24 protein-coding genes are annotated in these 24,353 nt (G+C 74.7%); 9 read left to right on the top strand and 15 right to left on the bottom strand.

What is annotated here, in order from left to right; translation table 11 throughout:
- Window positions 1–4 precede the first annotated feature (4 nt).
- The 4 genes from ACTMS2_RS21080 to ACTMS2_RS21065 all read right to left on the bottom strand — a co-directional run bounded on the left by ACTMS2_RS21080 (window position 5) and on the right by ACTMS2_RS21065 (window position 3,356).
- On the bottom strand, window positions 5–895 hold the full coding sequence (locus tag ACTMS2_RS21080; protein ID WP_441176930.1) for a septum formation family protein: 891 nt from the start codon (window positions 893–895) through the stop codon (window positions 5–7).
- Window positions 896–1,062: 167 nt separating this feature from the next.
- The gene (gene panD / locus ACTMS2_RS21075) at window positions 1,063–1,488 is read right to left on the bottom strand and encodes an aspartate 1-decarboxylase (protein ID WP_089003105.1); all 426 of its coding nucleotides are present in this window, start codon (window positions 1,486–1,488) and stop codon (window positions 1,063–1,065) included.
- Window positions 1,489–1,524: 36 nt separating this feature from the next.
- A complete protein-coding gene (panC, locus tag ACTMS2_RS21070) occupies window positions 1,525–2,373 on the bottom strand; it encodes a pantoate--beta-alanine ligase (RefSeq protein WP_441176929.1) in 849 nt (282 codons plus the stop codon).
- 29 nt (window positions 2,374–2,402) lie between these two features.
- Window positions 2,403–3,356 (bottom strand): Rossmann-like and DUF2520 domain-containing protein, encoded by a 954-nt coding sequence (locus ACTMS2_RS21065; protein WP_250102175.1) that lies wholly within the window; start codon window positions 3,354–3,356, stop codon window positions 2,403–2,405.
- Window positions 3,357–3,540: 184 nt separating this feature from the next.
- Here ACTMS2_RS21065 and ACTMS2_RS21060 point away from each other — a divergent pair, with 184 nt between their 5' ends.
- Both ACTMS2_RS21060 and ACTMS2_RS21055 read left to right on the top strand, forming a co-directional pair.
- Entirely contained in the window at window positions 3,541–4,722 is a 1,182-nt protein-coding gene (locus ACTMS2_RS21060) for an SAM-dependent methyltransferase (protein WP_441176928.1), read from the top strand.
- Complete coding sequence (locus tag ACTMS2_RS21055; protein ID WP_441176927.1) at window positions 4,719–5,888, top strand: NADH-quinone oxidoreductase subunit D; 1,170 nt, start codon at window positions 4,719–4,721, stop codon at window positions 5,886–5,888. The genes ACTMS2_RS21060 and ACTMS2_RS21055 overlap by 4 nt, the downstream gene beginning before the upstream one ends.
- Before the next feature lie 73 nt (window positions 5,889–5,961).
- On the opposite strand, the gene ACTMS2_RS21050 is transcribed toward ACTMS2_RS21055, so the two are convergent.
- The 4 genes from ACTMS2_RS21050 to ACTMS2_RS21035 all read right to left on the bottom strand — a co-directional run bounded on the left by ACTMS2_RS21050 (window position 5,962) and on the right by ACTMS2_RS21035 (window position 10,541).
- Window positions 5,962–7,701 (bottom strand): hypothetical protein, encoded by a 1,740-nt coding sequence (locus tag ACTMS2_RS21050; protein ID WP_441176926.1) that lies wholly within the window; start codon window positions 7,699–7,701, stop codon window positions 5,962–5,964.
- Between the two features lie 122 nt (window positions 7,702–7,823).
- Window positions 7,824–8,828 (bottom strand): glycine betaine ABC transporter substrate-binding protein, encoded by a 1,005-nt coding sequence (locus ACTMS2_RS21045; RefSeq protein ID WP_441176925.1) that lies wholly within the window; start codon window positions 8,826–8,828, stop codon window positions 7,824–7,826.
- Window positions 8,829–9,076: 248 nt separating this feature from the next.
- Entirely contained in the window at window positions 9,077–9,799 is a 723-nt protein-coding gene (locus tag ACTMS2_RS21040) for an ABC transporter permease (protein WP_441176924.1), read from the bottom strand.
- 58 nt (window positions 9,800–9,857) lie between these two features.
- Window positions 9,858–10,541 (bottom strand): ABC transporter permease, encoded by a 684-nt coding sequence (locus tag ACTMS2_RS21035; RefSeq protein ID WP_441176923.1) that lies wholly within the window; start codon window positions 10,539–10,541, stop codon window positions 9,858–9,860.
- A gap of 2 nt (window positions 10,542–10,543) precedes the next feature.
- Here ACTMS2_RS21035 and ACTMS2_RS21030 point away from each other — a divergent pair, with 2 nt between their 5' ends.
- Complete coding sequence (locus ACTMS2_RS21030; RefSeq protein WP_441176922.1) at window positions 10,544–11,545, top strand: ABC transporter ATP-binding protein; 1,002 nt, start codon at window positions 10,544–10,546, stop codon at window positions 11,543–11,545.
- Window positions 11,546–11,602: 57 nt separating this feature from the next.
- Here ACTMS2_RS21030 and ACTMS2_RS21025 read toward each other — a convergent pair whose 3' ends face one another.
- From ACTMS2_RS21025 to folP, 7 genes are all read right to left on the bottom strand, one after another.
- Entirely contained in the window at window positions 11,603–12,100 is a 498-nt protein-coding gene (locus tag ACTMS2_RS21025; protein ID WP_089003096.1) for a hypothetical protein, read from the bottom strand.
- Between the two features lie 60 nt (window positions 12,101–12,160).
- Window positions 12,161–12,475, bottom strand: a complete 315-nt coding sequence (locus ACTMS2_RS21020) for a hypothetical protein (RefSeq protein ID WP_089003095.1) — start codon at window positions 12,473–12,475, stop codon at window positions 12,161–12,163.
- A 54-nt stretch (window positions 12,476–12,529) separates the two neighbouring features.
- Window positions 12,530–13,744, bottom strand: a complete 1,215-nt coding sequence (locus ACTMS2_RS21015) for an ABC transporter permease (protein WP_441176921.1) — start codon at window positions 13,742–13,744, stop codon at window positions 12,530–12,532.
- Window positions 13,745–13,866: 122 nt separating this feature from the next.
- The gene (locus tag ACTMS2_RS21010) at window positions 13,867–14,409 is read right to left on the bottom strand and encodes a DUF3180 domain-containing protein (protein ID WP_089003821.1); all 543 of its coding nucleotides are present in this window, start codon (window positions 14,407–14,409) and stop codon (window positions 13,867–13,869) included.
- Between the two features lie 19 nt (window positions 14,410–14,428).
- Complete coding sequence (gene folK / locus ACTMS2_RS21005) at window positions 14,429–14,956, bottom strand: 2-amino-4-hydroxy-6-hydroxymethyldihydropteridine diphosphokinase (RefSeq protein ID WP_441176920.1); 528 nt, start codon at window positions 14,954–14,956, stop codon at window positions 14,429–14,431.
- Window positions 14,953–15,318: a dihydroneopterin aldolase gene (gene folB, locus ACTMS2_RS21000; protein ID WP_441176919.1), complete on the bottom strand. Its 366-nt coding sequence runs from the start codon at window positions 15,316–15,318 to the stop codon at window positions 14,953–14,955. Before folB ends, folK begins: the two co-directional genes overlap by 4 nt.
- Complete coding sequence (gene folP / locus ACTMS2_RS20995; RefSeq protein ID WP_441176918.1) at window positions 15,315–16,232, bottom strand: dihydropteroate synthase; 918 nt, start codon at window positions 16,230–16,232, stop codon at window positions 15,315–15,317. Before folP ends, folB begins: the two co-directional genes overlap by 4 nt.
- 343 nt (window positions 16,233–16,575) lie before the next feature.
- Between folP and ACTMS2_RS20990 the strand changes: the two genes are divergently transcribed.
- From ACTMS2_RS20990 to ACTMS2_RS20965, 6 genes are read left to right on the top strand one after another with little or no spacing between them, the layout of a single operon-like run.
- Window positions 16,576–16,890, top strand: coding sequence for a hypothetical protein (locus tag ACTMS2_RS20990; protein ID WP_089003090.1), 315 nt, complete (start codon window positions 16,576–16,578; stop codon window positions 16,888–16,890).
- Window positions 16,891–16,903: 13 nt separating this feature from the next.
- Complete coding sequence (locus ACTMS2_RS20985; protein WP_089003089.1) at window positions 16,904–17,266, top strand: hypothetical protein; 363 nt, start codon at window positions 16,904–16,906, stop codon at window positions 17,264–17,266.
- 49 nt (window positions 17,267–17,315) lie between these two features.
- Window positions 17,316–20,660 (top strand): ATP-binding protein, encoded by a 3,345-nt coding sequence (locus ACTMS2_RS20980; protein WP_441176917.1) that lies wholly within the window; start codon window positions 17,316–17,318, stop codon window positions 20,658–20,660.
- Between the two features lies 1 nt (window position 20,661).
- Window positions 20,662–22,626 carry an MFS transporter gene (locus tag ACTMS2_RS20975; protein ID WP_441176916.1) on the top strand — a complete coding sequence of 655 codons (1,965 nt, stop codon included), beginning with the start codon at window positions 20,662–20,664 and terminating at the stop codon, window positions 22,624–22,626.
- Complete coding sequence (locus ACTMS2_RS20970; protein WP_441176915.1) at window positions 22,623–23,180, top strand: hypothetical protein; 558 nt, start codon at window positions 22,623–22,625, stop codon at window positions 23,178–23,180. Before ACTMS2_RS20975 ends, ACTMS2_RS20970 begins: the two co-directional genes overlap by 4 nt.
- Window positions 23,177–24,343: a M23 family metallopeptidase gene (locus tag ACTMS2_RS20965; protein WP_441176914.1), complete on the top strand. Its 1,167-nt coding sequence runs from the start codon at window positions 23,177–23,179 to the stop codon at window positions 24,341–24,343. Before ACTMS2_RS20970 ends, ACTMS2_RS20965 begins: the two co-directional genes overlap by 4 nt.
- The last annotated feature ends 10 nt before the right edge of the window (window positions 24,344–24,353 follow it).

The raw sequence follows: 24,353 nt of genomic DNA, 5'->3' as shown, positions 1-24,353 counted from the left end.
GGTGCTACCGCGTCCGGACCGGGAGGGCCGCCGGGCCCGCGCCCCGCAGCGAGCCGGTCACCGTACGGTCGTCGAGCCAGAGGTAGCAGCGGACGCCCCGGTCGCCGACGCGCCACCGGCCGGCCCCCGGCGGGCGGACCACGACGCCGCTGCGGAAGCGCAGGTCGGCGTCGTCGGGCACCCCCCCGTAGCGGCCGAGCACGGAGCGGCAGCCGGCGTACAGCGGGGCCCAGTCGGCGGGGCGGGTCGGGTACGGGCGGTCGGGCGCCCGCCACACGCCGACGAACTCTGCGTCGTGCCGGGCGGCGCAGTCGACGGGGAGCAGCGTACGCACCGACCCGCCGTCGGCGCGGGCCCGCTGGCAGCCCAGGCGCAGCGGGGACGGCCCCCGCAGGGCGTCCCGGAGGCTGCCGGTGCGCAGCACCACGGTGGCGGCGGCCTCGACGGTGCTCACCTCGGTCAGGTCGCACCGGTACCAGCGGGCGCCGGCCGCCCAGCCCGCCCCGGACGGCACCGCCACCGCCAGTCGCAGCCGCCCCGCCCGCCAGTCGGCGCCGACGTGACCGGTCGCCCGGGTGTCGCAGTCGGCGAAGGCGCCCCGCAGCTCGGCCGAGCCGCCCGGCGGTGGGGCGGGCCGCTCGGCGGGGAAGGCACCGACGTGCACCGTCTCGACCCGGTGCGGCGCGGCGCAGTCCACCGGCGCGTACGCGGCCAGCGTCACCACGTCGGCGAAGTCGGCGACCTGGCACACCCCGGCGGTGGGGGTGAAGGGCCCGGGGGCGGACGGGGCCGCCCAGTCGTCGACCAGGTCACCGTCCAGCCCGCCCGAGTCGGCGCACCCGGCCAGCAGCGATGCCGTGACGACGGCAGCGAGCAGGGCAATCGCACGGCGCATCGCGGCCTCCCCCAGCCACCCGCGTCTGTCGACGGGCAACCAGACTACCCAGGGATGACCTTCCGATGACAGACCGCACAGGCGACCACTTTGACGCCCCGGACGACCCTAGGGATCACGAAGGGGACGAACGGGCGCGGCGCGGACGACAGGAGGAAGCGGTCCGCTCAGACGGCGGCGGCGAAGGGGTTGGGCACCGGGGCGCCGGCGGTGCCGGGGGCGGCGGTGGTCGGGTCGGTGTTCAGCTCGACGACCCGGTTGTCGGCGTCCACGTGCACGACCCGCGGCCGGTACGACCGGGCCTCGGCGTCGTCCATCTGCCCGTACGAGATGAGGATCACCAGGTCCCCCGGGTGCACCAGGTGGGCGGCGGCACCGTTGATGCCGATCACGCCGCTGCCCCGCTCGCCCGGGATCACGTACGTCTCCAGCCGCGCCCCGTTGGTGATGTCCACGATCGCCACCTGCTCGCCGGGGATCAGGTCGGCGGCGTCGAGCAGGTCCTCGTCGACCGTCACCGAGCCGACGTAGTGCAGGTCGGCCTGGGTCACCGTGGCGCGGTGGATCTTCGACTTGAGCATGGTGCGCAGCATCGGGGTGCCTTTCGCGGGATGGTGGCGGGGTCGGGTTCAGGAACGCGGGGCGAGCCGGATCGCCGCGTTGTCGATCAGCCGGGTGGCACCCACCCAGGCGGCGACGAGCAGTCGCGCCGGCCCGGAGACCGGCCCCGGCTCCAGGTCCGGGTCGGTGAGCACCAGGTAGTCGAGGCGCGCGCCGGGCGTACCGGTGCCGAAGGCCGCGTGCGCGGCGGCGAGCACCGCCCCCGCGTCGGCGCCCTCGTCGGCCGCCGCGGCCCCGGCGCGCAGCGCCGCCGACAGGCTCAGCGCGGCCTCCCGCTCGGCCGGGGAGAGGTAGCGGTTGCGGCTGGACAGGGCCAGCCCGTCCGGCTCCCGCACGGTGGGTACGCCGACCACCTCGACCGGCACGTCGAGGTCCCGGGCCATCCGCCGCACCAGGGTCAGCTGCTGGTAGTCCTTCTCGCCGAAGAACGTCAGGTCGGGGCGGGTGAGCTGGAGCAGCTTCAGCACCACGGTGAGCACCCCGTGGAAGAACCCGGGGCGGCTCTGCCCCTCCAGGTCCTCGCCGAGCGGGCCGGGGTTGACCCGCACCCGGGGCTGCCCGTCCGGGTACATGTCGGCCACCGAGGGGGCGAAGACCACGTCCGCGCCCGCCCGCCGGCAGATCTCCAGATCGGCGTCGAGGGTGCGCGGGTAGCGGTCGAAGTCCTCGTTCGGGCCGAACTGCAACGGGTTGACGAAGATCGTGACGATCACGTGGTCGGCCCGCTCCCGGGCCGCCCGCAGCAGCGTCTCGTGCCCGGAGTGCAGCGCGCCCATGGTCATCACGACGCCGACGGTGCCCTTCAGCCCGTCCCGCGCCGCCGCCAGCTCGGCGCGGCCGTGCACCAGTTCCGTCACGTGATCCCCTCCGTCCACCGTCGGCCCGGTCACGCCGCCACCTGCCGTCGGTCGCCGGCGAGCACGCCGAGCAGCGACTCCGCGTCGACCGGCCGCAGCCGGCCCGCCGCGATGGCCCGGTCGGCCGTACGCCGGGCCAGCGCCAGGTAGGGCGCGACCGACTCGGGGGCGGTCGCGGCGAGCCGGGCCAGGTGCCGCTCGACCGTGCCGGCGTCGCCCCGGGACACCGGCCCGGTCAGCGCGTCGTCGCCGAGGCGCAGCGCGTTCTCCAGGGCGGCCCGCAGCAGCGGGGCGAGCACCTTCTCCGGCTGGGTCACCCCGGCGTCGCGCAGCCGGTCGGCGGCCTCGTTGACCAGGGTCACCAGGTGGTTGGCACCGTGCGCCAGCGCCGCGTGGTAGAGCGGCCGGTCCGCCTCGCCGACCCACTCCGGCACCCCGCCGAGGTCGGCGACCAGCCGGGCGGCCAGGGGGCGCAGCTCCGCCGGGGCGGTCACCCCGTACGAGATGCCGGCCAGCCGGGCGAGGTCGTCCGGCGTACCGGTGAAGGTCATCGCGGGGTGCAGGGCCAGCGGGCGGGCCCCCGCCTCGGCGGCGGGGGCGAGCACGGCCAGCCCGTGCGCGCCGGAGGTGTGCGCGACCACCTGGCCGGGGCGCAGCGCGCCGGAGCCGGCAAGCGCGGCGACCACCCCGGCGAGCGCGTCGTCGGGCACGGCGAGCAGCAGCAGGTCGGTGGCCGCCCGCGCCACGGCGTCGGCGGACCGGCGGGGCACGCCGGGAAGCAGCAGCGCCGCCCGGGCCCGGGAGGCGCCGGAGCCGGCCGTGGCGGCGACGACCCGGTGGCCGGCGGCGGCGAGGGCGGCGCCCAGCACGGCACCGACGCGGCCGGAGCCGACGACGCCGACGGTGAGGAAACGGGGGATGGCGGCCGGCGGAACGGCGGCCCCGTGGGGGGCGGCCGGGCGCGGGCGCAGGGGTGCGCTCATGGCGACGATCCAGTCCTCGAGAAGGGGTACCGGTCGATCGCAAGTATGCGCCGGGGCCACGGAACCGGGACAAGGATGTGTGAAAACGTTCACCGACGGCACCGGCGGCCCGAGGGACGACGGACCGGCCCCGACCGGCTGCGTAGGGTCGGCCCGGTACCGCACGCCGCGTGGGAAGGAACCGATGTCGATCCGCTGGCGGGACGCGATGCAACGGGCGCTCTACGGGCCGGGCGGCTTCTTCGTCTCCGGGTCGGGGCCCGCCGACCACTTCCGCACCAGCGCGCACGCGTCGCCGGCGTTCGCCGCCGCCCTGCTGCGACTCGTCGAGCAGGTCGACGCCGCCCTCGGCCACCCCCGCGTCCTGCACGTCGTCGACGTGGGGGCCGGCCGGGGCGAGCTGCTGCGCGCGCTCTCCGCCGCGCTGGGGGTTGCCGGGGAGCCCGCCCGCTCCGGGCGGTCAGGCTTGATCCCTCCGCGGACGGGCTCCCCGGCAACCCCGACTCCTCCGGCCGCCGCCCGGCCCTCGGCCTCGTCCGGCCCGTCGTCCGCCGGTCCCGCGCCCTCCGCGTCGGTTCCGCTCGCCTTCCGGGTACGCCTCACCGCGGTCGAGAAGGCTCCCCGACCGGTCGACCTGCCCGACGGGATCGACTGGCTTGACGAGATCCCCGCCGGGATAACCGGGCTGCTGGTGGCCACCGAGTGGCTGGACAACGTGCCGCTCGACGTCGCGGTGCACACCGCCGAGGGTTGGCGCTACCTGCTGGTCGACCCGGCCACCGGCGAGGAGACCGTCGGTGACCGGGTCGACCCCGCCGACGCGGACTGGCTGGCCCGATGGTGGCCGGTGCCAGCGGCCGGAATCGACGGGACCGGCTCGACCGGGTCGGAACCCCCTACGGCAGTGCGGGCCGAGATCGGCCGGACCCGCGACGACGCCTGGGCCGAGGCGGTACGGAGGGTCGACCGGGGGCTGGCGTTGGCCGTGGACTACGGGCACCTGCGCGACGGCCGGCCCGTGGACGGGACGCTGACCGGGTACCGGGGCGGGCGGCAGGTGCCGCCGGTGCCGGACGGATCCTGCGACGTCACCGCGCACGTCGCCATGGACTCGGTCGCCTCCGCCGGCGCCCGGGTCGCGCGGTGCGCGTACGACCTGGGGTCGCAGCGGGAGGCGCTGCGGGCGCTCGGGGCCGACGGCGGGCGACCGCCGCTGAGCCTGGCCGTCGGCGACCCGGCCGGGTACGTGCGGGCGCTCGCCGCCGCGTCGGCGGTGACCGAACTGACCGACCCGGCCGGGTTGGGCGGGCACTGGTGGCTGCGGCAACCGGTCGGCGTCGACCCCGCGCGGTTCATGGCACGATGACGGACATGACCACGGACGCCGGCGACCTCCGCGAACTGACCGTCGGCACCGGGGCCGGCGGGGAGCAGCTCGGCACCGACATGGTGCTCAACATCGGGCCGCAGCACCCCTCCACGCACGGCGTGCTCCGGCTCAAGCTGGTGCTCGACGGCGAGCGGGTGGTGGCCTGCGAGCCGATCGTCGGCTACATGCACCGGGGCGCGGAGAAGCTGTTCGAGGTCCGCGACTACCGGCAGATCATTGTGCTGGCCAACCGGCACGACTGGCTCTCGGCGTTCTCCAACGAGCTGGGCGTCGTGCTCGCCGTCGAGCGGCTGATGGGCATGGAGGTGCCGGAGCGGGCCACCTGGCTGCGGATGGCGCTGGCCGAGCTGAACCGGGTGCTCAACCACCTGATGTTCCTCGGCTCCTACCCGCTGGAGATCGGCGCGATCACGCCGATGTTCTACGCGTTCCGCGAGCGGGAGACCATCCAGGCGGTCATGGAGGAGGTCTCCGGCGGCCGGATCCACTACATGTTCAACCGGGTGGGCGGGCTCAAGGAGGAGGTGCCGTCCGGCTGGACGGGCCGGGCCCGGGCCGCCATCGCCGAGGTCCGCCGGCGGATGCCCGACCTGGACAACCTCATCCGACGCAACGACATCTTCCTGGCCCGCACCGTCGGCGTCGGGGTGCTCTCGGCGGCCGACGCCGCCGCGTTCGGCGCGTCCGGGCCCGTCGCCCGGGCCTCCGGCCTCGATTTCGACCTGCGCCGCGACGAGCCCTACCTGGCCTACGACCAGCTCGACGTGCCGGTGGTGACGAAGACCGCCGGGGACTGCCACGCCCGCTTCGAGGTGCTGCTCGACCAGGTGTACGCCTCGCTCGACCTCGCCGAGCAGTGCCTGGACCGGGTGGACCGGCTCACCGGGCCGGTCAACACCCGGCTGCCGAAGGTGCTCAAGGCCCCCGAGGGGCACACCTACGCCTGGACGGAGAACCCGCTCGGCATCAACGGCTACTACCTGGTCTCCCGGGGCGAGAAGACGCCGTGGCGACTCAAGCTGCGCACCGCGTCGTACGCGAACGTGCAGGCGCTGGCCACCCTGCTCCCCGGCTGCCTGGTGCCGGACCTGATCGCCATCCTCGGCTCGATGTTCTTCGTGGTCGGCGACATCGACAAGTGACCCGCCCGGCACCGCCCCGGGGACGCGGGCGGGCCGGCCGGGCATGCCTTCCCCGCCCGATGTCGAGGACGAGTCAGCGCCAGCGGTCGGTGGGGCGGGCACCGCCCCCACGGGGCTCGTCGTCCTGCGGCGGATAGCCGTAGTGCTCCTCCAGCCGCCGGCCGTACCGCTCCGGCTCGGGCTCCGCCCGGCGGGGGCGGTACGCCTCGGGCTGGCGGGCGTCGTGCCGCGCCTCGGGCTGGTGTGCCCGCTGGCGGGGCGGGCGCCACTCGTCGGGCACCGGCACCCCGCCGGCCGGCAGGGCGGGGGCGTCGTCCGTCTCCGACCAGCCGCCGCGCCATCCGTCGTCGCCCCGCTCCGGCCCCCGGCGCGGCTCGTCCCGGCGGACCGCCGCCCAGCGGTCCGCGACCCGGTACTCGGTGCCGCTGGCGTCGGCGTGCACCTCGGCGCGCCGCTCCCCGACCCGCAGTTCCCGACCCCGCTCGTCGTCCCGCACGGCGGCCCACCGGTCCCCGGCGCTCAGTTGCGACCACTGCTCCCCGCCCGCCTCGTCGGGCGGGTACGCCCGGCCGCGCCCGGGCGGTCCGGCCGGCGCTCCCCAGCCCGGTCCGGCGGATGCCGGCGCGTCCCACTGCTGCCCGCGCCCGTCGTGCCGACCCGGCCGCTCCCGGTCGGCACGGCCGGCGGACCGCTCCCGTGCACCGGGTGCGGCGGACCAGTCCCGGTCGTCGCCCTGGGCCGACCACTCCCCGCCGCCGGGCTGATCCGGCCGGCTCCGGTCGTCCGGGACGGATCCGGGGCCCGGCCGCAGGCCGTCGTCGTCCCGGCGCGGCCGGTCGCCGCGGCGGGACCGGTCGTCGCCCTCGGCGTGCCCGTGACCGGCCCAGGAACGATCGTCCTGCTCGCCCGGCCACGGCCGCTCCTCCGGCCCCGGCGACCAGCGCCCCGCGTACCCGGCGCCCCGGTCGGGGGGCACGGACGCGGAGCCGTCGACGATGGTGTGCCGGGTGGTGACGTGCACGGTCTCGGTGTGCCGCACCACGCCGAGCGGGCGGGCCCCTGGCTGGCTGCCCGGCTCCGCCGGCCGGGTCGCCCCGTACACCCCGGCCGTGCCGCCGGCCGCCGGCCGGTCCGCGTACCCGCCGGTGGGCGTCGGGGTCTCCTGGCCGTACCCGCCAGCCGGGGCGGCGGCCGCCCGCTCGGTGCCGTAGCCGCCGGCCGGCGCGGAACGCTCGGCGCGCGGAGCGGGCTGCGGCCTGCGGGCGGGTTCCTCGTCGTCCCGGTCGGCGCGTCCCCGACGGGGCGCCACGTCGTCCTGGTCCGGCACCCGCCCCCGGCCGAAGCCCGCGTCGTCGACAGTTGCCCGCGCCCGGCCGGCGCCCGCGTCGTCGACCGCCCGGGCGCGGCCTGCGCCGGTCGGGGCGGCGACGCCGGCCAGCGCGGCGCTGCTGACGTCCAGCCGCCGGCGCAGCGCGGCGACCTCCTCCTGGGCCCGCTGGGCGTCGTCGAGCGCCTGGTTGCCGCGCTGGGCGGCGGCCACGATCTCCCCGCGCAGCTCACGGCGGAGCTGCTCGATCTCGTCGAGCAACTCCTCGGTCCGGGCCGGGCCCGCGCCGTCGGCGCGCAGCGCGATCGACAGGCCGATCAGGACGACGGACATGATGGCGAGCACGGCGGCGAACCGCAGCGGACCGTTGCCGTCGGCGACGAGCAGGATCAACGCCGCCACCGGCGCAAGGGCGACACCGACCCAGAAGAGGATGGTGAGCAGCGACGGGCTGCGCTTGTCGGCGGGGGCGACCGGGGCTGGCATGGGTCCGCAGCCTACCGAGGGTCGTGCCGCCCCGGAAAGGGTGAACGGGGCATCCGGCATCTTCACCGCCGAACGCCACGCCGGCCACCGGCGGCGTGGCGCCGCCGGTGGCCGGGCCGGAATCAGCCGACGGCCAGTGCGCCGTCCGAGGAGAACACCAGGCCCACGCTCGCGGCCCCCGTCTTCAGCGCGTTCTTGGTCTGCGGGCCGCCCTGGTCCAGCGAGCTGAACGAGCCGGCCTTGAAGTCGTAGACCTGGACGAGCCCCGCCTGGCACTTCGGCCGCTGCGGGCACTCCGGCGGGCCGGCCAGCACCGTGGCCTGGCCCGAGCACTTGGCGGCCAGCTCGGAGAGGGTGCGGACGCCGTACTTGTCGGCGAACGACTTGGTCACGGCGAAGGCGTTCTGGTCCTGGGCCGCGGCCGGCGTGCCGAAGACGAGGCCGGCCTTGTCGCCGGCCGCCTTGAGCGCCGCGACGGTCTTCTCCAGCTCCGGCGAGGACACCGGCGGGGCGTCCTTGCCGTTGGCCTTGGTGTTGAGGAACTCGGCCATGGTCGCCGCGTACTCGGGGACGACCTGGATCTCGCCCTTCTCCAGGGCCGGCTCGTAGAGCTCGCGGTTGCCGATCTGCTGCACCTTGGCGTCGTAGCCGGCGGCGGTCAGGGCGATCTTGTAGAGCTCGGCCAGGATCTGGTTCTCGGTGAAGTTGGCCGCACCGATCACGATCTGACCGCCGGGCCCCTTGGCGATGCCCGTGGTGACGCCGTTGGCCGCCGCGAACTCCTCGGCCGCCTTCTGCGCCGTCTTGCGGTCGACGTCGACGGCCTTGTTGAGCTGGATCAGCTTCGGCGTGTCGAGCGCGGCCGAGACCTTGTCCAGCGCCGCGAGCAACTGCGGGTTGGCCGCGTCGGCGTTGACCGCCGGGATGACGTTGTCGGTGTTCTGGAGCTTCTTGTCGTCGTCGAGCACGACGAGCTGGTCACCGGCCACCGGCGCGCAGCCGGCGCCGGAGGCCGCCTGCTCGGGGGCGTCCGTGCCGGAGGAGCCGGCGTCGCCGCAGCCGGTCAGCATCCCCGCCGCGGCGAGGGCTCCCACCGCACCGACGGCCAGGCGTGTACGTGCGCGCATCCAGTGCCCGCCTTCCGTGTCCCGGCGCGGCCCTGCCGGGCCGGCCGCGTGTCCGACGGGCGATCTCGTCCGGCCGCCCGCTGTCTGCCACGGGCGGCCGCTGTGCGACCGCCCGGTTTCCCACCCCAACATCTTCCACGCGGGACCGACAACCCGAGGCGTAGTTCGTCACCGGATCGTCACCGGAGGTGAACCGGATTCGCCCTCGCGCGCCCACTCGGGCTCGGCGTCGGGGTGGGCGGAGAAGCTCAGCCGCCGGCCACCGCCTGCGCCGCCCGGCGGCGCGCCCGACGGCGGTCCGCCCGCAGCGGGCGCGGCGTGACCAGCCGCTCGACCAGGGCCAGTAGCAGTTCCAGCAGCAGGGCGAGCCCGGCCACCAGCACGCCGCCGGCGATGATCTGTCCGCCGCCGGCCGCGATGTCCAGCCCGAAGCCCGCCCGGATGATCTGGCCCAGGCCGCCGCCGTTGACGAAGGACGCCAGCGCAGCGGTCGCCACCACCTGCACCGCCGCCGTGCGGAACCCGGCCGCCAGGTAGGGCACCGCCAGCGGCAGCTCGACCCGGCGCAGCAACTGCCAGCCGGAGAAGCCCATCCCGCGCGCCGCGTCCCGGGCCTCCGGATCGGCCTGCCGCACGCCCGTGTACGCGTTGGCCAGCAGCGGCGGCACCGCGAACACGGCCAGCGCGACCACCACCGACGGCCGGCCGAAGCCGAGGAAGGTCAGCGGCAGGATGGTGAGCAGGGCGAGCGTGGGCACGGCCAGCGACACGTTGGACACCAGCACCACCAGGCCGCCGCCCCGGCCGGTGTGCCCGAGCCAGAGCCCGATCGGCCAGGCGACCAGGCAGCCGAGGGCCACCGCCGCCGCCGACATCGACAGGTGCTCGCCGAGCCGGTCCAGGATGCCGCCCGGGTTCGTCCAGTTGAGCGGATCGTTGAGCCAGACCAACGCCGCCTCGACCGGGTTCACCGGACCCGCCTTCCGTCATTCGCGACTGCGGGACTCCGCTGCGCTGCGTTCCTCGCGCTCACCGGGCCCGCTTCAGCCAGGGGGTCAGCAGCCGACCCGCACCCGCCAGGATCAGGTCGAGCACCAGGGCGAGCAGGACGCAGAGCAGCGTCCCCGTCATGATCTGCGCCTTGTAGAAGTTGTTCTGGAAGCCGGCGAAGATGAGCTGCCCGAGACCGCCGCGCCCGATCACCACGCCCACGGTCACCAGGGCCACCGTGGAGACGGTGGCCAGCCGCAGCCCGGTGAGGATGCCCGGCAGGGCCAGCGGCAGCTCGACCCGAAACAGCCGGCCCCAGCGGCCGTACCCCATCCCCTCGGCGGCCTCGCGGACCTCGGGGGGCACCTGGTTGAGCCCGGCGACGGCGTTGCGGACGATCACCAGCAGCGCGTAGAGGACCACCACGCTGAGCGCGGTCGCCGCGCCGATGCCCAGGTAGGGGGCGATGAACGCGAAGAGCGCCAGCGACGGCACCGTGTAGAGCACCCCGGTGAGTGCCAGGACCGGCCCGGCCAGCGAGCGGTACCAGTACGCGGCCACCGCCAGCGGCAGCGCGATCAGGGCGGCGATCAGCACCGCGCGAGCGGTCAGCGAGGCGTGCTCACGCACGGCGGCGAGGATCGTGTCAGAGTTGTCCCGCACGTACTGCCAGGAGAACCACGGGTTACCCGGGTCGGCCCGGTAGCTCAGGCGGAAGGACATGTGTGGACGTTACCCCGGAGGGCACCGCCCCCGCCGAACCGCGCGCGGCGTCGATCGTGCTGGAGGGCATCCGCAAGCGTTACCCCGGCGGCACCGAGGCCGTACGCGAGCTGAGCCTGGACATCAGAGCCGGCGAGCTGGCGGTGCTGATCGGACCGTCGGGCTGCGGCAAGTCCACGGTGCTCCGGATGGTCAACCGCCTCATCGAGCCGACCGGCGGCCGGATCCTGCTCGGCGGCGAGGACGTCACCCGGGTCGACCCGGTCCGGCTGCGCCGCCGGATCGGCTACGTGATCCAGAACGTCGGGCTCTTTCCGCACCAGACGGTCAGCGCCAACGTCGCCACCGTGCCCCGGCTGCTCGGCTGGCCCCGCGAGCGCAGCCGCCGCCGCGTCGACGAGCTGCTGGAACTCGTCGGGCTCGACCCGGCCACGTTCGGCCGCCGCTACCCGCACGAGCTCTCCGGCGGGCAGCGGCAGCGGGTCGGGGTGGCCCGGGCGCTGGCCGCCGACCCGGTGGTGCTGCTGATGGACGAGCCGTTCTCGGCCGTCGACCCGATCGCGCGGACCCGGTTGCAGGAGGAGTTCCTCCGGTTGCAGGCCGAGGTGCGCAAGACCATCGTGCTGGTCACCCACGACCTGGACGAAGCGGTCCGGTTGGGCGACCGGATCGCGGTGCTCTCCGAGGGCGGGCGGCTGGAGCAGTACGACACCCCCGCCGCCGTGCTCGGCGCCCCCGCCACACCCTTCGTACGGGAGTTCGTGGGCGCCGACCGGGGCATCCGCCGGCTGGCCGTCACCCCGGTCACCGGCGACACCGTCGAGCCGCTGCCCCAGACCGGGGTGGCCGGGCTGCCGACGATGCCGCTCGGCGGCTCGGCGTACGACGCGCTGGGAACGCTGCTGAGCTCGGCCGCGGAACGCATCGTGGTGACCGACGGGGGGCGGCCGGTCGGCGTACTCAGCCGGGCGCGGCTGCTCGAACTGGGCGACCGCGAGGGGTGAGGGCAGCCGGGCCAGGCGCTTGAGGAGTGCGGGCCCGTGCGGGTGGGCGGCGGCCGGTCAGGCGCGGCCGCCGAGGCTGGCCGTACCGATGATCCAGCCCGAGAGGAAGCCGTAAGTCGCGCCGGCGCCGCCCGCCTGGATCGCCGTGAGCAGGGCCGGTTCCGGGCCGAGGAAGGCGGCGATCAGCGAGGCGAAGCCGCTGGCCAGGACGTACGCGGCCCAGCCGGAGAAGAACTGCGTCCCCGACCCCTGCACCCGGGCCACCTGCGAGGTGGGCAGCAGGTAGAGGAAGAGCGCCGCGAGGATGACCAGCAGGACGGCCCGCAGGTTCGCCACGAGCAGGCCGCCGGTCGCCCCGTCGCCGTCGAAGCGCCACGCCGGCCAGGAGAGCAGTTGCAGGTACCAGCCGCCGGCGGAGTTCGGGTCGGTGCCGGCGGCCCAGCCGACGTACGCCGGGCTGCCGCAGACCGCGACCAGCAGGAGTGCCGCGAGCGCGCCCGTGCCCGCCGCCGTCCCGTAGCGACCGCCGGTCCGGGGCGGGTTGGTGAGCGCCATGATCGGGTCAGTTCCCGGCGGACCGTGGGAGGCAAACCTGCCCGGGGCCGTCGGTCGCCGTCACCGTCGCGGGTGCTTCATCAGGTAGTCGATGAACGCGGCCCGCAGCAGCGGCGCCGACTCCTCGTAGCCGTGCCCGGTCAGCTCCCGCCACAGCGCCGCGGCCTCGTCGATCGTCGGCCCCACGGAGTTGGGTGCGCCGTCGAGGGCGGCGGCCTCGTCCGCGTTCGGCAGGTGCCGCAGCACGGACCAGAAGAAGCGCACGTCGCGGCGCTCCCGGGCGACCGCGAACGCCCGCTCGCGCAGCTCCTCAGTGGACAACGCGTCGAGTTCCTCGAACGACGGGCCGGCGGAGGTCGATGGTGTGTCGGTCATGCCGCCGAGCCTAACCGGCGAGATCACTTCCGGCCCGGTGGACGCGGTGCCGGCTCACCGCTCGCCGGCGTCCCACCGGCGTGGGCCGTTCTCCCAGCCCGGGTCGCTCCAGGGGTCCACGGGGCTCTCGGAGGGCCGCCTCGGCACGGCGGGCGGCCAGTCGCCGACCGGGTCGGCCGGGGACGCCGTCCAGCCCGAGCCGATCCGGGCGTCACCGGCGGGGACCGGTTCCGCCGCGGCGCCGACCGCCGGCCGCCCGTACGCCTCCACCAGCCGGGTGACCAGCAGCCCGACGCCGAGCGCCGCGGCGCCGACCGCCCACCGGCTGACCGTCCAGCCGCGGGCCCGCGCGTACGCCAGGAGGACCGTGACCAGGCAGACCGCCAGCAGCGTGCCGAATACGCCGCCGCGCCGGCCGAAGGCGCTGGTGCCGGCGAGCAGCGCCAGGCCGACCGCGAGCACCGTCCAGTCGAGCCCGGGGTTCGGCGCGACCGGGGCGATGTCCCGGCTGGCGACGAGCATGCCGGCCAGCGCGGCCAGCACCGTGGAGCCGACGAACGCGCCGGTGGTGACGACCGCCGCCACCGCGCCCCGGCGGCGGGCCGGGTCCACGACCGGGCGGAACCGGCCGACCATCCGGCGGACGGCCCGCACCGACCCGAACAGGCCGCCGAGCACCGCGACGGCCGCGAACCCGACGAAGAGGTGCAGGGCACCGCGCTCCGGGTCGTAGTCGCCCTGCGGCAGCACCGACGCGGAGCGCTGCTGGATGTAGACGATCACCCCGCCCGCCCCGGCGAGGGACGCGGCCCAGCCGGGAACGTGCAGCACCACCACGACCAGCCCCAGGGCGAGGCCGCCCAGCGCGGCGACCAGCAGGGCCGGGCCGACGGCGGCATTGACGCCCCGGTCGCCCTGCTCGGCCACGTGCAGCGCGGCGGCGACCGCCACGGGCCCGACGGCCAGGTTCACCGCCGCCGTACGCAGGGTCAGCCCGGCGGCCAGCGCCAGCAACCCGAGCACGACCGCGTCGAGGAGCAGGGAACGCAGCCCGTCGCCGCGCAGCGCGGCCGGTTCCTCCGCCCAGAGCAGGTACGCGAGGACGCCCAGCCCGGCCAGGAGCAGCAGTTCCCAGACGACGTGCACGGCGAACCGGTCGCGCCCGGGCTCGCCGTGCGCGGGGTCGTCGAAGACGTTCTCCAGGACCGAGGCGGGGATGCCGGACGAGGGCTCGGGGGACGGCTCCCGCCCCGGTTCGTCGTACCGCATGACGCCGCCTCCCACATGGCCGCCCGTCCAGCCAGGTCCGACGCACGGGCGGACCGGGGCGGCGTTGCTCTCCGGTCGCAGGCACCGTACCCGCGTGGAAGGCCGGGCGTAACCCCCCGCGATCAGCGCGGACCGGGGCGGCCCTCCCGGTTGCCGGGCTCGCGGTCCTCGTCGTCCTCCTGCTCCGGAACCCGGCAGGAGCGCTCCAACCAGAGCGCCGCCGCCACCAGCGCCAGGGCGGCGAGCAGGCCGGCGCCGGCCACCGGCCGGTCGCCCACCGCGGCGTCGGTGCGCTCCACGAAGAGCCAGCCGGTCAGCCCGGCGTAGAAGCCGGCGAAGATCGCGCCGGCCAACGCCGACGCCTTGGCCAGCACCACGAACCGGGCCACCAGCAGCGGATTGACCGGGTCGCGGCCCGGCCGGCGCTCGATGCGCGCCCGGGTGTTGGCCGCGGCGTACGCCTCCAGCACGGCCAGTGCGGCGAGCGTGACCACGGGCAGCCAGGGCAGCTCCGGCAGGTAGTCGTAGTAGAGGGTGCTGATCAGCAGCCAGGCCAGCGCGGCGGCGCCGAGGCCGGCCACGAGCAGGGTGGAGGCCCGGGTGGGGCCCATCCGGGACCGCTCGGGCCCCGTCCCGCCGGGTCCTGGGGACTGCGCCTGCGTCATGCCGGCCGGCTCCACTGGGTCATGCCGTCGACTCTATCGCCAGATCCGGCCGGGGGCGCAGATCCAGCGCGTCGTCGGCGGCGGGACCGTTGTTGAGCAGGTCGGTCAGCCAACCGTGCCCGGGCAGCCGCCCGTAGGGCTGGAGGTCGATCCACGGCCGCAGCACGAAGGCCCGCAGGTGGGCCCGGGGGTGCGGCAGGGTCAGCTCGGGGTCGTCGCTGAGCACGGGCTCGTCGCCGTCGCGCCACACCGCGACGACGTCGACGTCCAGGGTGCGCGGCCCGAAGCGCCGCTGCGGGTCGCGGGTCCGCCCGGCGGCGCGCTCCGCCGCCCGGGCCCGCTCCAGCCAGTCGTACGGGCCCGCGGCCGGGTCCTCGGCGAGCAGCACCGCGTTGAGGTACGCGGGCTGGTCCGCGTCCCCCCACGGTGGAGTCTCGTAGACGCCGGAGACCAGCAGCACGCTGTCGCCGAACGTCGCGACGGCGGAGCGCAGGTGGGCCAGCCGGTCGCCGAGGTTGCTGCCCAGGGAGAGGACGGCGCGGGTCACCGGTCCCGCCGCCGCGTCATCGTGACGGCCACGTCGGTGAAGGCGTGCGGCACGGGCGCCTCCGGCTTGTGTACGGTGACCGTGGCGACCTCGACGCGGGGGTCGGCCAGGCACACGGTCAGCAGCCGGTCGGCGAGCGTCTCGATCAGGTTGACCGGCTCGCCGGTCACCACCGCGACCAGCCGTTCGGCCAGTTCGCCGTAGTGGACGGTGTCGCCCACCTCGTCGGAGCGGGCCGCCGGGGCGAGGTCCATCTCCAGCACGGCGTCGACGACGAAGTCCTGCCCCTGCTCGCGTTCGAAGTCGTACACCCCGTGCCGGCCGTGCGCCCGCAGGCCGGTCAGCTGGATCCGGTCGGTCATCGGTCTCCTCCGTGGTCGGCGGTACGGTCCCGTCCGGCGCCGGCGTGGGCCGCCGGGACCCCGCCGGTGGACGCGGACGCCAGGCGGGGCGCGCCCGTGGCCTGCCAGACGGCGAGGGCGTCCACGGTGGCCCGGACGTCGTGCACGCGTACGCCCCAGGCGCCCGCGGCAACCGCGAGCAGGCTGGTGGCGACGGTGGCCACGTCGCGGTCGTCCGTGGGGCGCGGGGTGCCGTCGGGGCCGGCCAGCAGCCGCCCCAGGTACGACTTGCGGCTGGACGCGAAAAGCAGCGGGAAGCCCAGGTCCAGCAGGTCGGACAGGTGCCTGCTCAGCTCCCAGTTGTGCGCGGCCGTCTTGGCGAAGCCGAGGCCCGGGTCGATGACGATGCGGTCGGCGCCGACCCCCGCGCGCAACGCCTCGTCGACGCGGTGGCGCAGCTCGGCGCGCACGTCGGCGACGACGTCGCCGTAGCGGGCCAGCTCCCCCATCTGGCGGGAGTGGCCCCGCCAGTGCATCAGCACCCAGGGGCAGCCGGCGTCGCGCACCACGCGGGCCATGTCGGGGTCGGCGAGGCCGCCGGAGACGTCGTTGACCACGGCCGCACCGGCGGCGAGGGCCGCCTCGGCGACCCGCGCGCGGGTGGTGTCGATGCTGACCGGCACGCCGGCGGCGGTCAGCTCCCGGATCACGGGGACGACCCGGGCCGTCTCGGTCGCCGCGTCGACGCGGTCGGAACCGGGCCGGGTGGACTCGCCGCCGACGTCCACCAGGTGGGCGCCCTCGGCCCGCAACCGCACGCCGTGTCCGACGGCGGCATCGAGGTCGGCGTACCGTCCGCCGTCGGAGAAGGAGTCGGGCGTGACGTTGAGGACGCCCATCACCACCGGGGCCGAGGCCCGTACCAGATCGGTCACGGCTAGACGGTACCGGTCGCGCGGACCTCCCCGGATCGGCCGGGTCGAGGGCGGTGACATGCGCATTCGAACAGGTGTACGATCGGTCGTCCGGGCCGGATCGGGCAGACTCTTCGCGGCTTGTCGCAAACAGTGGGTGCCCGTACGCTTTGGAATTGCCCGGCATCGAGATGGCGAAGCCTGGAGGGAGGGCCGAAGCGGGAAAATCCGCCCAAAGCTCACCACCCTCCGTGGTGGGTAACGAACGCAGGGTCGCCGACGCTGCGCACAGGGAGCACCGTTCCCGCCAGGCATGCCTACTGCACCACCGCGGCGCCGCCGGCCGCGACTTGGGGAGGTTCCAGTGATCGCCATCGAGCTGATGGAGACGGCGACGTCCGCCGCCGCCCACACGCTCTCCACCCTGGCGTCGACTCCACTCGCCGAGCCCGCGCCCAAGGGCATCGACACCGAGGGTGTCGTCACATTCTTCGCCAGCAAGATCGCACCGATCCTGCTGGCCGTGCTGGGCGTCATCTTCATCGGGCGGGCCAGCCGGGGTGAGATCTCCAAGGTCCTCACCAGTTCGGCGATCGCGATCGTCGGGCTCGCCTTCATCGCCGGAGCCGCCACACTCTTCTTCATCGGCGACTACCTGATCGACCTGATCTTCGAATAGGCGCGGGCACGAGATGCGGCTGCGCACCGACGACGACATCTACCGGGCTCGCCTGGTCTACCTCGGGCCGCCCGGCTACACCCTTCCCGTCCACCTGCCGTACGCCCAGTACGGGCTGTTCATGCTGCTCGTTCCCCTCTACATGTTCATCCACTGGCTGTTCACGTTGCAGGTGGAGCTCTTCCCCGCCTGGGAGATCGCGCTCGCCATCGTGAGCACCTCGTTCATCTTCCGGTACGTCGACCCGGACCGGCCCGCGCGCATGGTGATCCGCACCGCGCTGACCGACTGGCGGCGGACCCGGGAGCCGGCCGCGGAGCAGCGGGACCCCCGCCTGGTCGGCAGTCGGATCAGGATCCGGGAGGAACTGGCATGACCGGTCGCACCCCGACCAGGCAGTCGAACGACGCGGATGAGGCGGTCGCATGAATCGCAGTTCCACGCCGGGTTCCCCGGCAGGGCGTCCGGCCGTCCCGCACGGTAACCGTGCGCGGTCGTTCGACTACCCGGACGAGCCCGAGGTCGACGAGGTCGTCCTCGACCCGGCCCTGGTGACGACACCCGGGCACGGCGGAGTGGGCGTGTTCCAGGCACCCCGTCCGGCGCCGCGCCGGACGCCGCCGGCCGAGCCGCAACCCGTCGGCGACGGCGCCGACATCGACTCGCCCTTCCTCGACCTGTTCGGCGGGGCGCGCCCCGGCGCGCCCCGCCCGGCGGCGCCCCCGCAGCGGGCCAGCGGACGCGAGCACGCCGCGGCCCCGCCGCAGCCGGCGGCGCTCCCGGCGGCCCCGACTCCCCCGCCGGCGCGCGCGGGTCGACAGAGCGACGTGGCCCACCCGCGCGAAGCCGCCGACCCGGTGCCCTCCCCGGTGGCACCACCAGTCGACCGGCCGGCTGCCGCCTACGAGCAGCCCGTCCGGCCGGCCAGGTCCCGGGTGCCGCACCAGCCCGGGGACCGGCTGCCCACGCTCCGCCCACCGGCGCAGGACACCACCGCCGCCGTGCCGGCACCGCCGCCCGGTCGACCCGCGCCTCTCGAGGCGGCTCCGGTCGAGCCGCCCGCGCCGGAACCCGTGGCCGGGCCAGCGTCCCGCCGTGACGGGGAACGCCCGACGGAGCGGACCGGCCGGGAGGTAGCGCCGCCCCGGCAGCGCTCCGCCGGCCGGCGCAGCCAGCCCACCAAGCCCGCCCGGGTCAAGGCACCGAAGATCAAGTTCGGCGACCGGGACCCGGCGGTCGAGCTGGCCATCACCGAGATCGCCGGCCACCTCACCTTCACCCCCAACACCGTCACCGCCTGGTACTGGCTGCCGGAGGTGCGTTGGGCGTTCCGCCCGGACGCGGAGCGGGAGGCGCTGCTGTCGGCGATCTCCGAGCAGTACGCCGGGCTCGCCGGCTTCCGGCTGCACCTGCGACGCACCACCCGGCCCTTCCCGGCCGACGAGTGGGCCCGCACCATCGACGCGCACACCCCCGCGCCGCTGCCCGACGTGCCCGGCACCGCCGGCTGGGGCGACCACCTCGTGGCCGCGCAGCGGCACCTGCTCTCGGTCAACCACGCCGAGGGGCAGACCTACCTCGGCGTCACCTTCGCCCGACGCTCCCTCGGCGACTCGCTCACCGAACGGCTGCTGCGCACCTTCGGCCGGGGCGTCGCCGAGGGCGAGCGCCGCAAGCTCGGCCGCACCGTCGAGCAGTTCGACGAGGTGCTCGGCGCGTTCGGCATGCGCGGCCGGCGCGTCACCGCCCAGGAGTTGGAGTGGCTGCTCTACCGCTCGGTGGCGCTGTGCATGGCGCCGCCCGGGGAACTCTCCCCGCTCACCGACGGCCGGTGGGAACGTGGCGACCTGCTCGCCCTCACCGAGCAGGTCGAGCGCTACCGCACCCCGTACGGCTCGACCGTCAAGCTGGTCAACCGGATGACCGGCGAGGAACGGCACGTCGCCGTGCTGGCGGTCGGCCGGATGGAGCCGCTGGAGATCCCCGAGCGACACGAACCCTGGCTGCACTTCCACGAGCGGCTGCCGTGGCCGATGGAGCTCTCCACCCGCGTCGACATCCTCGGCTCCGGCGACTCCTTCCGTAACCTCGAACACCGGCTGCGGATGATCCGCTCCCAGCAGCTCGACTACGCCGAGCACGGCATCGACGCCCCGCCCGAGCTGGAGCGGCTGGCCAAGCGGGCCCTGGTGATCGGCGACGAGATGACCACCGGCCTGCCGGTCGACTCCGCCCGCGCGCACGGCTGGCACCGGATCGCCGTCGGCGGCCGCAACCGCGAGGAGTGCCTGGAGCGGGCCCGCCGGCTCATCCAGCTCTACTCGCGCGAGCTGCGGATCTCGCTGCAACATCCGAAGAACCAGGACTGGCTGGCCCGCGAGTTCATCCCCGGCGAGCCGATCGCCAACACCGGCTACGTCCGGCGGATGCCGGTCAACCTGCTCGCCGCCGCGCTCCCCCAGGCCGCCAGCACCGTGGGCGACCGGCGCGGCGACCTCATCGGACGCACCGCCGGCACCTGCCGCCGGCCGGTCTTCCTCGACCTGCACTTCCCGATGGAAGTACGCGAACGCTCCGGGCTCGCCGTCTTCGTCGCCGAACCGGGCGGCGGCAAGTCGACCCTGCTCGGCGCACTCGGCTACCTCGCGGCCCGACGCGGGGTGCAGGTGACGCTGCTCGACCCGTCCGGCCCGCTCGCCCGCCTCTGCGCCATGCCGGAGCTGCGGCCGTACGCGCGGGTGCTGAACCTGACCGGCTCCGAGCACGGCACCCTGGCCCCGTACTCGCTCATCCCGACGCCGCTGCGCAGCGAGTTCGGCACCGGGGCCGCCGGCGACCGGGAGTTCGAGATCGCGGTCTCCAACGCCCGCGCCGAACGGCGGATGCTGGTGCAGGACATCTGCATGATGCTGGTGCCCCCGCAGGTCGCCCGGGAGGCATCCACCGCCACCCTCTTCCGGCACGCCGTACGCCAGGTGCCGGCGGAGGAGACCTCCACCCTGGACGACGTGGTCGCCTGCCTCAGTCAGCTCGACGACGACGCCGGCAAGGAACTGGCCAACCTGCTGCTGGACACCGCCGAGATGCCGCTGGCCATGCTCTTCTTCGGCCGGCCGCCGGAGGGACTGCTCGGCGCGGACGCCGCCCTCACCGTGATCACCATGGCCGGGCTGCGACTGCCCGACCTCAAGATCGAGCGGGAATACTGGTCCGCCGAGGAGTCGCTGGCCCTGCCCATGCTGCACACCGCGCACCGGCTGGCCGTGCGCCGCTGCTACGGCGGCTCGATGTCGTCGCGGAAGCTGGTCGGCCTGGACGAGGCGCACTTCATGGAGGGATGGCGTTCCGGGCGGTCGTTCCTGGTCCGGCTCGCACGCGACTCCCGCAAGTGGAACCTCGCCGCGCTGGTCGCCTCGCAGAACCCACGCGACATCCTCGGCCTCGACGTGCAGAACCTGGTCTCGACCGTCTTCGTCGGCCGGATCGCCGAGGACGCGGAGATCGCCTCCGAAGCGCTCCGCCTGCTGCGGGTGCCCGTCAACGACGGCTACGAGGCCACCCTGGCCTCCCTCTCCACCGCCGACGCCACCAGCGCGACCCGGCTCGGCTTCCGGGAATTCGTCATGCGGGACGTCGACGGCCGCGTGCAGAAGGTCCGCGTCGACGTCTCGTACGTCGACGGGCTGCTGGATCACCTCGACACCACCCCCGCCGCGATCGCCGCGGCGGCCGGAGTGCTGCCGGCCATCCTGCCGAACATGGAGGCGTGACATGGCGCGGGCCCGGGCACGGTTGGCGGCGTTCCTGCTCGCGCTCGGCGTACTCGCCGGGGCGACCATCGGCTGGCCGGCCGTCGGTGCCGCTGCGGCCGCCCCCGCACCGCTGACGGCCCAGGCGAACGCCGACCTCTGCACCACCCCGGAGTGGCAGGCCGACTTCCGCGCCTGCGTCGACAAGCTCAAAGAGGTCGCCGATTCCGAGGTCAAGTGCCGGAACGCCCCCACTCCCGGAGCCCCCGACTCCGGGCTCGCCGGCTGGTTCGCGTCCCGCCCGGAGTCGGCCAAGCAGTCGGGTCCGAAGGGCTTCTACAGCGACTACGGCTACGCGGGATACAGCTACTCGACGTACGACGTCGACAGCGGCTGCGCGACCGCGGTGCTGCACCCCGACTACAAGTTCACCAACACGGTGGCCAACGGCGAGTTCATGATCGCCACAGCGATCGTGGGCGCTTCGAACGCGCTGCGGGAACGTGCCTGGGACCCGCGCTCGATGTGGGGCTGGGCCGACCCTCTGGTGGACCAGGCGACCAAGGCCGTCTACCAGAAGGTGTTCAGCGTCTTCGGCATCGTCACTCTCTGCGTGGTCGGCCTGTACCTGCTCTGGCGCTCCCGTCAGTCGGACATGAGCAACGCGATGACCACGGCGGGCTGGGCCCTGCTGGTGATGGTGGCGGTGACCGCCCTGGCCGCCTGGCCGGTCAAGTCGGCCAACATCGCCGACGGCACCCTCGTCACCACCCTGGGCGTGGTCCACGACGCGGTCGGTCCCGCCACCAAGGACACGCCACCAGATAAATGCACACTGCCTAATCCAGACGCCTGCGTCGACAAGCGTCCGCCGGCCGTGCGGGCCAGTGACACGGCCACCGAGGCGATGCTCTACCGCAACTGGCTGCGAGGCGTGCTCGGCTCAGCAGACAGCGAGACCGCGAAGAAGTACGGACCGGCGCTATACGACGCGAAGTCGCTCTCCTGGGAGGAGGCGGCGAAGCTCCGGTCGAACCCGGCCACGCGACCTGCCACCATCAAGGCGAAGCAGCAGCAGTGGGCGCGGGTGGCGCAGCAGATCGAGACCGAGGACCCGGAGGCGTACGAGTACCTCCAGGGCGTTCGGGACATGGATCGGGTGGGTGCCGGATTCATCGCCGTACTGGCCGCGGTTCTCTTCGCGATGTTCGACCTGACCGCCTCGCTGCTGGTGCTGCTGGGCTTCCTGATCTTCCGGTGGGCGGTGATCGCCGCGCCGATCCTCGGGACGGTGGGCCTGATGCGCCCGGCCAGCGCCGGGTTGCGACGGTTGGCGAACGCGGTGGTCGCCGCCGTCTTCAACATCGCCATCTTCGGCACCGGCGCCGCCATCTATCTCTTCGCGGTCGACCTCATCATGAGCACGCCGACCCTGCCCGGCTGGCTCCAGGTGGTGCTGGTCTGGCTATGCGGCGTGGTCGGCTGGCTGCTGCTGCGTCCCTACCGCCGGATCACCCAGCTCGGGGGCAAGGACAGCAGCGAGGCGGTCAGCTCGGCCGGCTCGTGGCACCGGCGCTTCTTCCGGGACATGCGCACCGCCGCCCGGCTCGACGTCGCGGAGCCCGGCGGGACGGCCGAGCCGACGACGGGCCGGCGTCGGATCGTGGTGGCGGAGCAGCGCACCCTCCGGCCCGAGGCACGGCTGGAGGATCCGGCGCACGCCGCCACCCGTGGTGGCCCCGCCACCCGTGGCGCAGAGGAGCGGCAGCGGCCCGACGGCCGCGAGCAGGCCACCGAGGAGCCGACGCCGACCGAGGACCGGGGCACCTCTCGCCCGGTCGCGCCCCGGCCCCGGCGGCGGCAGCCGGCCGCCTGGACCGAGCCGGACGTGCCGGACGAGAACCCCTCGTTCGCCATCTACCGTCCCGGCTCCGCCGAGCGCGCGCCTGACCGACCCACCCCGCGGATCCGCTCCGAGGCGCGGTGAGTGCGATGCGGCGGGCGGTCGAATTCCTGGTCACCCGGGTACTCCGGTCCCGGCTCGGCATCGCGGTCGGCATCGCCGTACTCGTGTTCGGGATCATCGGCGCGGCGCGACTCGTGTCCGGGCCGGGCGATCCCACCTCCGGGCTCAGCAACCGTCCCGACCGACCGATCACCACGGTCGCCCCCACTGCCGGTGATGACGGCGCGTTCTCGACGGGCGCTCCGCCGTCCCCGGTCACCCGTCCCGGCGAACTGACACCGGAGCAGACCGCCGAACGCTTCGTCGCCGCCTGGCTCGGCAAGCCGGGCACCACGGCGGAGCAGTGGCAGAAGGGCCTCCGTCCCCTCTCCACCCCGGTGCTGACCGACAAGCTGGCCGGCGTCGACCCGTCCGGGGTGCCGACCGGTCAGGTCGACGGCGACGTCACTCTCCAGCCCCGGTCCGAGAACTTCGTCGAGGTGCTGGTTCCGCTCGACACGGGTCGGCTCCGCCTCGAACTGGTGGCGCCCGACGGGCGGTGGCTGGTGGATGCCGTGGACTGGGAGCAGAAATGAGCGATGGGACGCGACCGCGCGGTCGACAGCTCCGACTCGGCGCACTAGCCGCCGCGTTGACGGCGACGCTCGCCCTGCTCTGCTGCACCGGCGGTGCGGGGGCCTTCTTCCTCACGGAACTGGGCGGCGAGTCCACGGACATGGCCCCGGTGAGCATGGACTGCAAGGAGAACTACCGGGTCGAGGTCCGCGGCAAGATCCCCCGGATGTCCGGGTACGGTCAGGTCCAGCTTCGTAACGCCGCTCGGATCATCAAGGTCGGGCAGGAGATGAAGGTGCCGCCGCGCGGATGGGTGATCGCCGTGGCGACCGCCATGCAGGAGTCCCGGCTGCGCAATCTGGCGAACCGGACCGTCGGCGAGTCCGAGGACCTCCCCAACGAGGGGGTCGGTGCCGACCACGACTCGGTCGGTCTCTTTCAGCAGCGAGCCGGCTGGGGCACCGTGGCGCAGCGGATGACACCCGAGTACGCCGCCCGGAAGTTCTACGAGAAGCTGGTCAAGGTGCCCGGCTGGGAGACGATGCCGCTCACCCGGGCCGCGCAGGCCGTGCAGATCAGCGCCTTCCCGGACGCGTACGCCAAACACGAGGACGTGGCCGCCCAAATCGTCAACGCGCTGGCCGGCGGAGCTGCCCGGATCGCGTTGATCGACGGTAGGAAGGTCTGCGATCGCGCCGCCACCGGGCAGATCGCCGCCTCGGGCTGGACGGCTCCCATCCCCGGCGGCGTCGGCTCGGGCTTCCGCACTGCGAGCCGCCCTGGGCACAACGGGGTCGACATCGCCGCGCCGAAGGGCACCGATATCCGGGTAGCGGCCACCGGACGCGTCCTGATCTCCCAGTGCGACCCGGACAAGAGCGGCCGGCGCACCTGCAACGTCGACGGCTGGCCGAACAAGGGCGGCTGCGGCTGGTTCGTCGACGTCCTGCACGCCGGTGGGTTCATCACCCGCTACTGCCACATGGTCAGCAAGCCCCGGGTCAAGGTCGGCCAACTCGTCGAGGCCGGTACGGTCATCGGTGAGGTCGGCAGCAGCGGCAACTCCTCCGGCCCACACCTGCACTTCGAGGTGCACGAGGACGAGGACCGGAGCAGCCGCGGCGCCATCGACCCGGTGCCGTTCATGCGCTCGCGTGGCGCGCCGCTCAAGGGCGCGGGATGAGACGCTCGTC

This window comes from Micromonospora sp. SD12 (genome assembly GCF_052068495.1).
Taxonomy (GTDB): domain Bacteria; phylum Actinomycetota; class Actinomycetes; order Mycobacteriales; family Micromonosporaceae; genus Micromonospora; species Micromonospora echinofusca.
The sequence above is the reverse complement of the archived record's forward strand: the minus strand, read 5'-3'. Positions and strand labels throughout refer to the sequence as shown.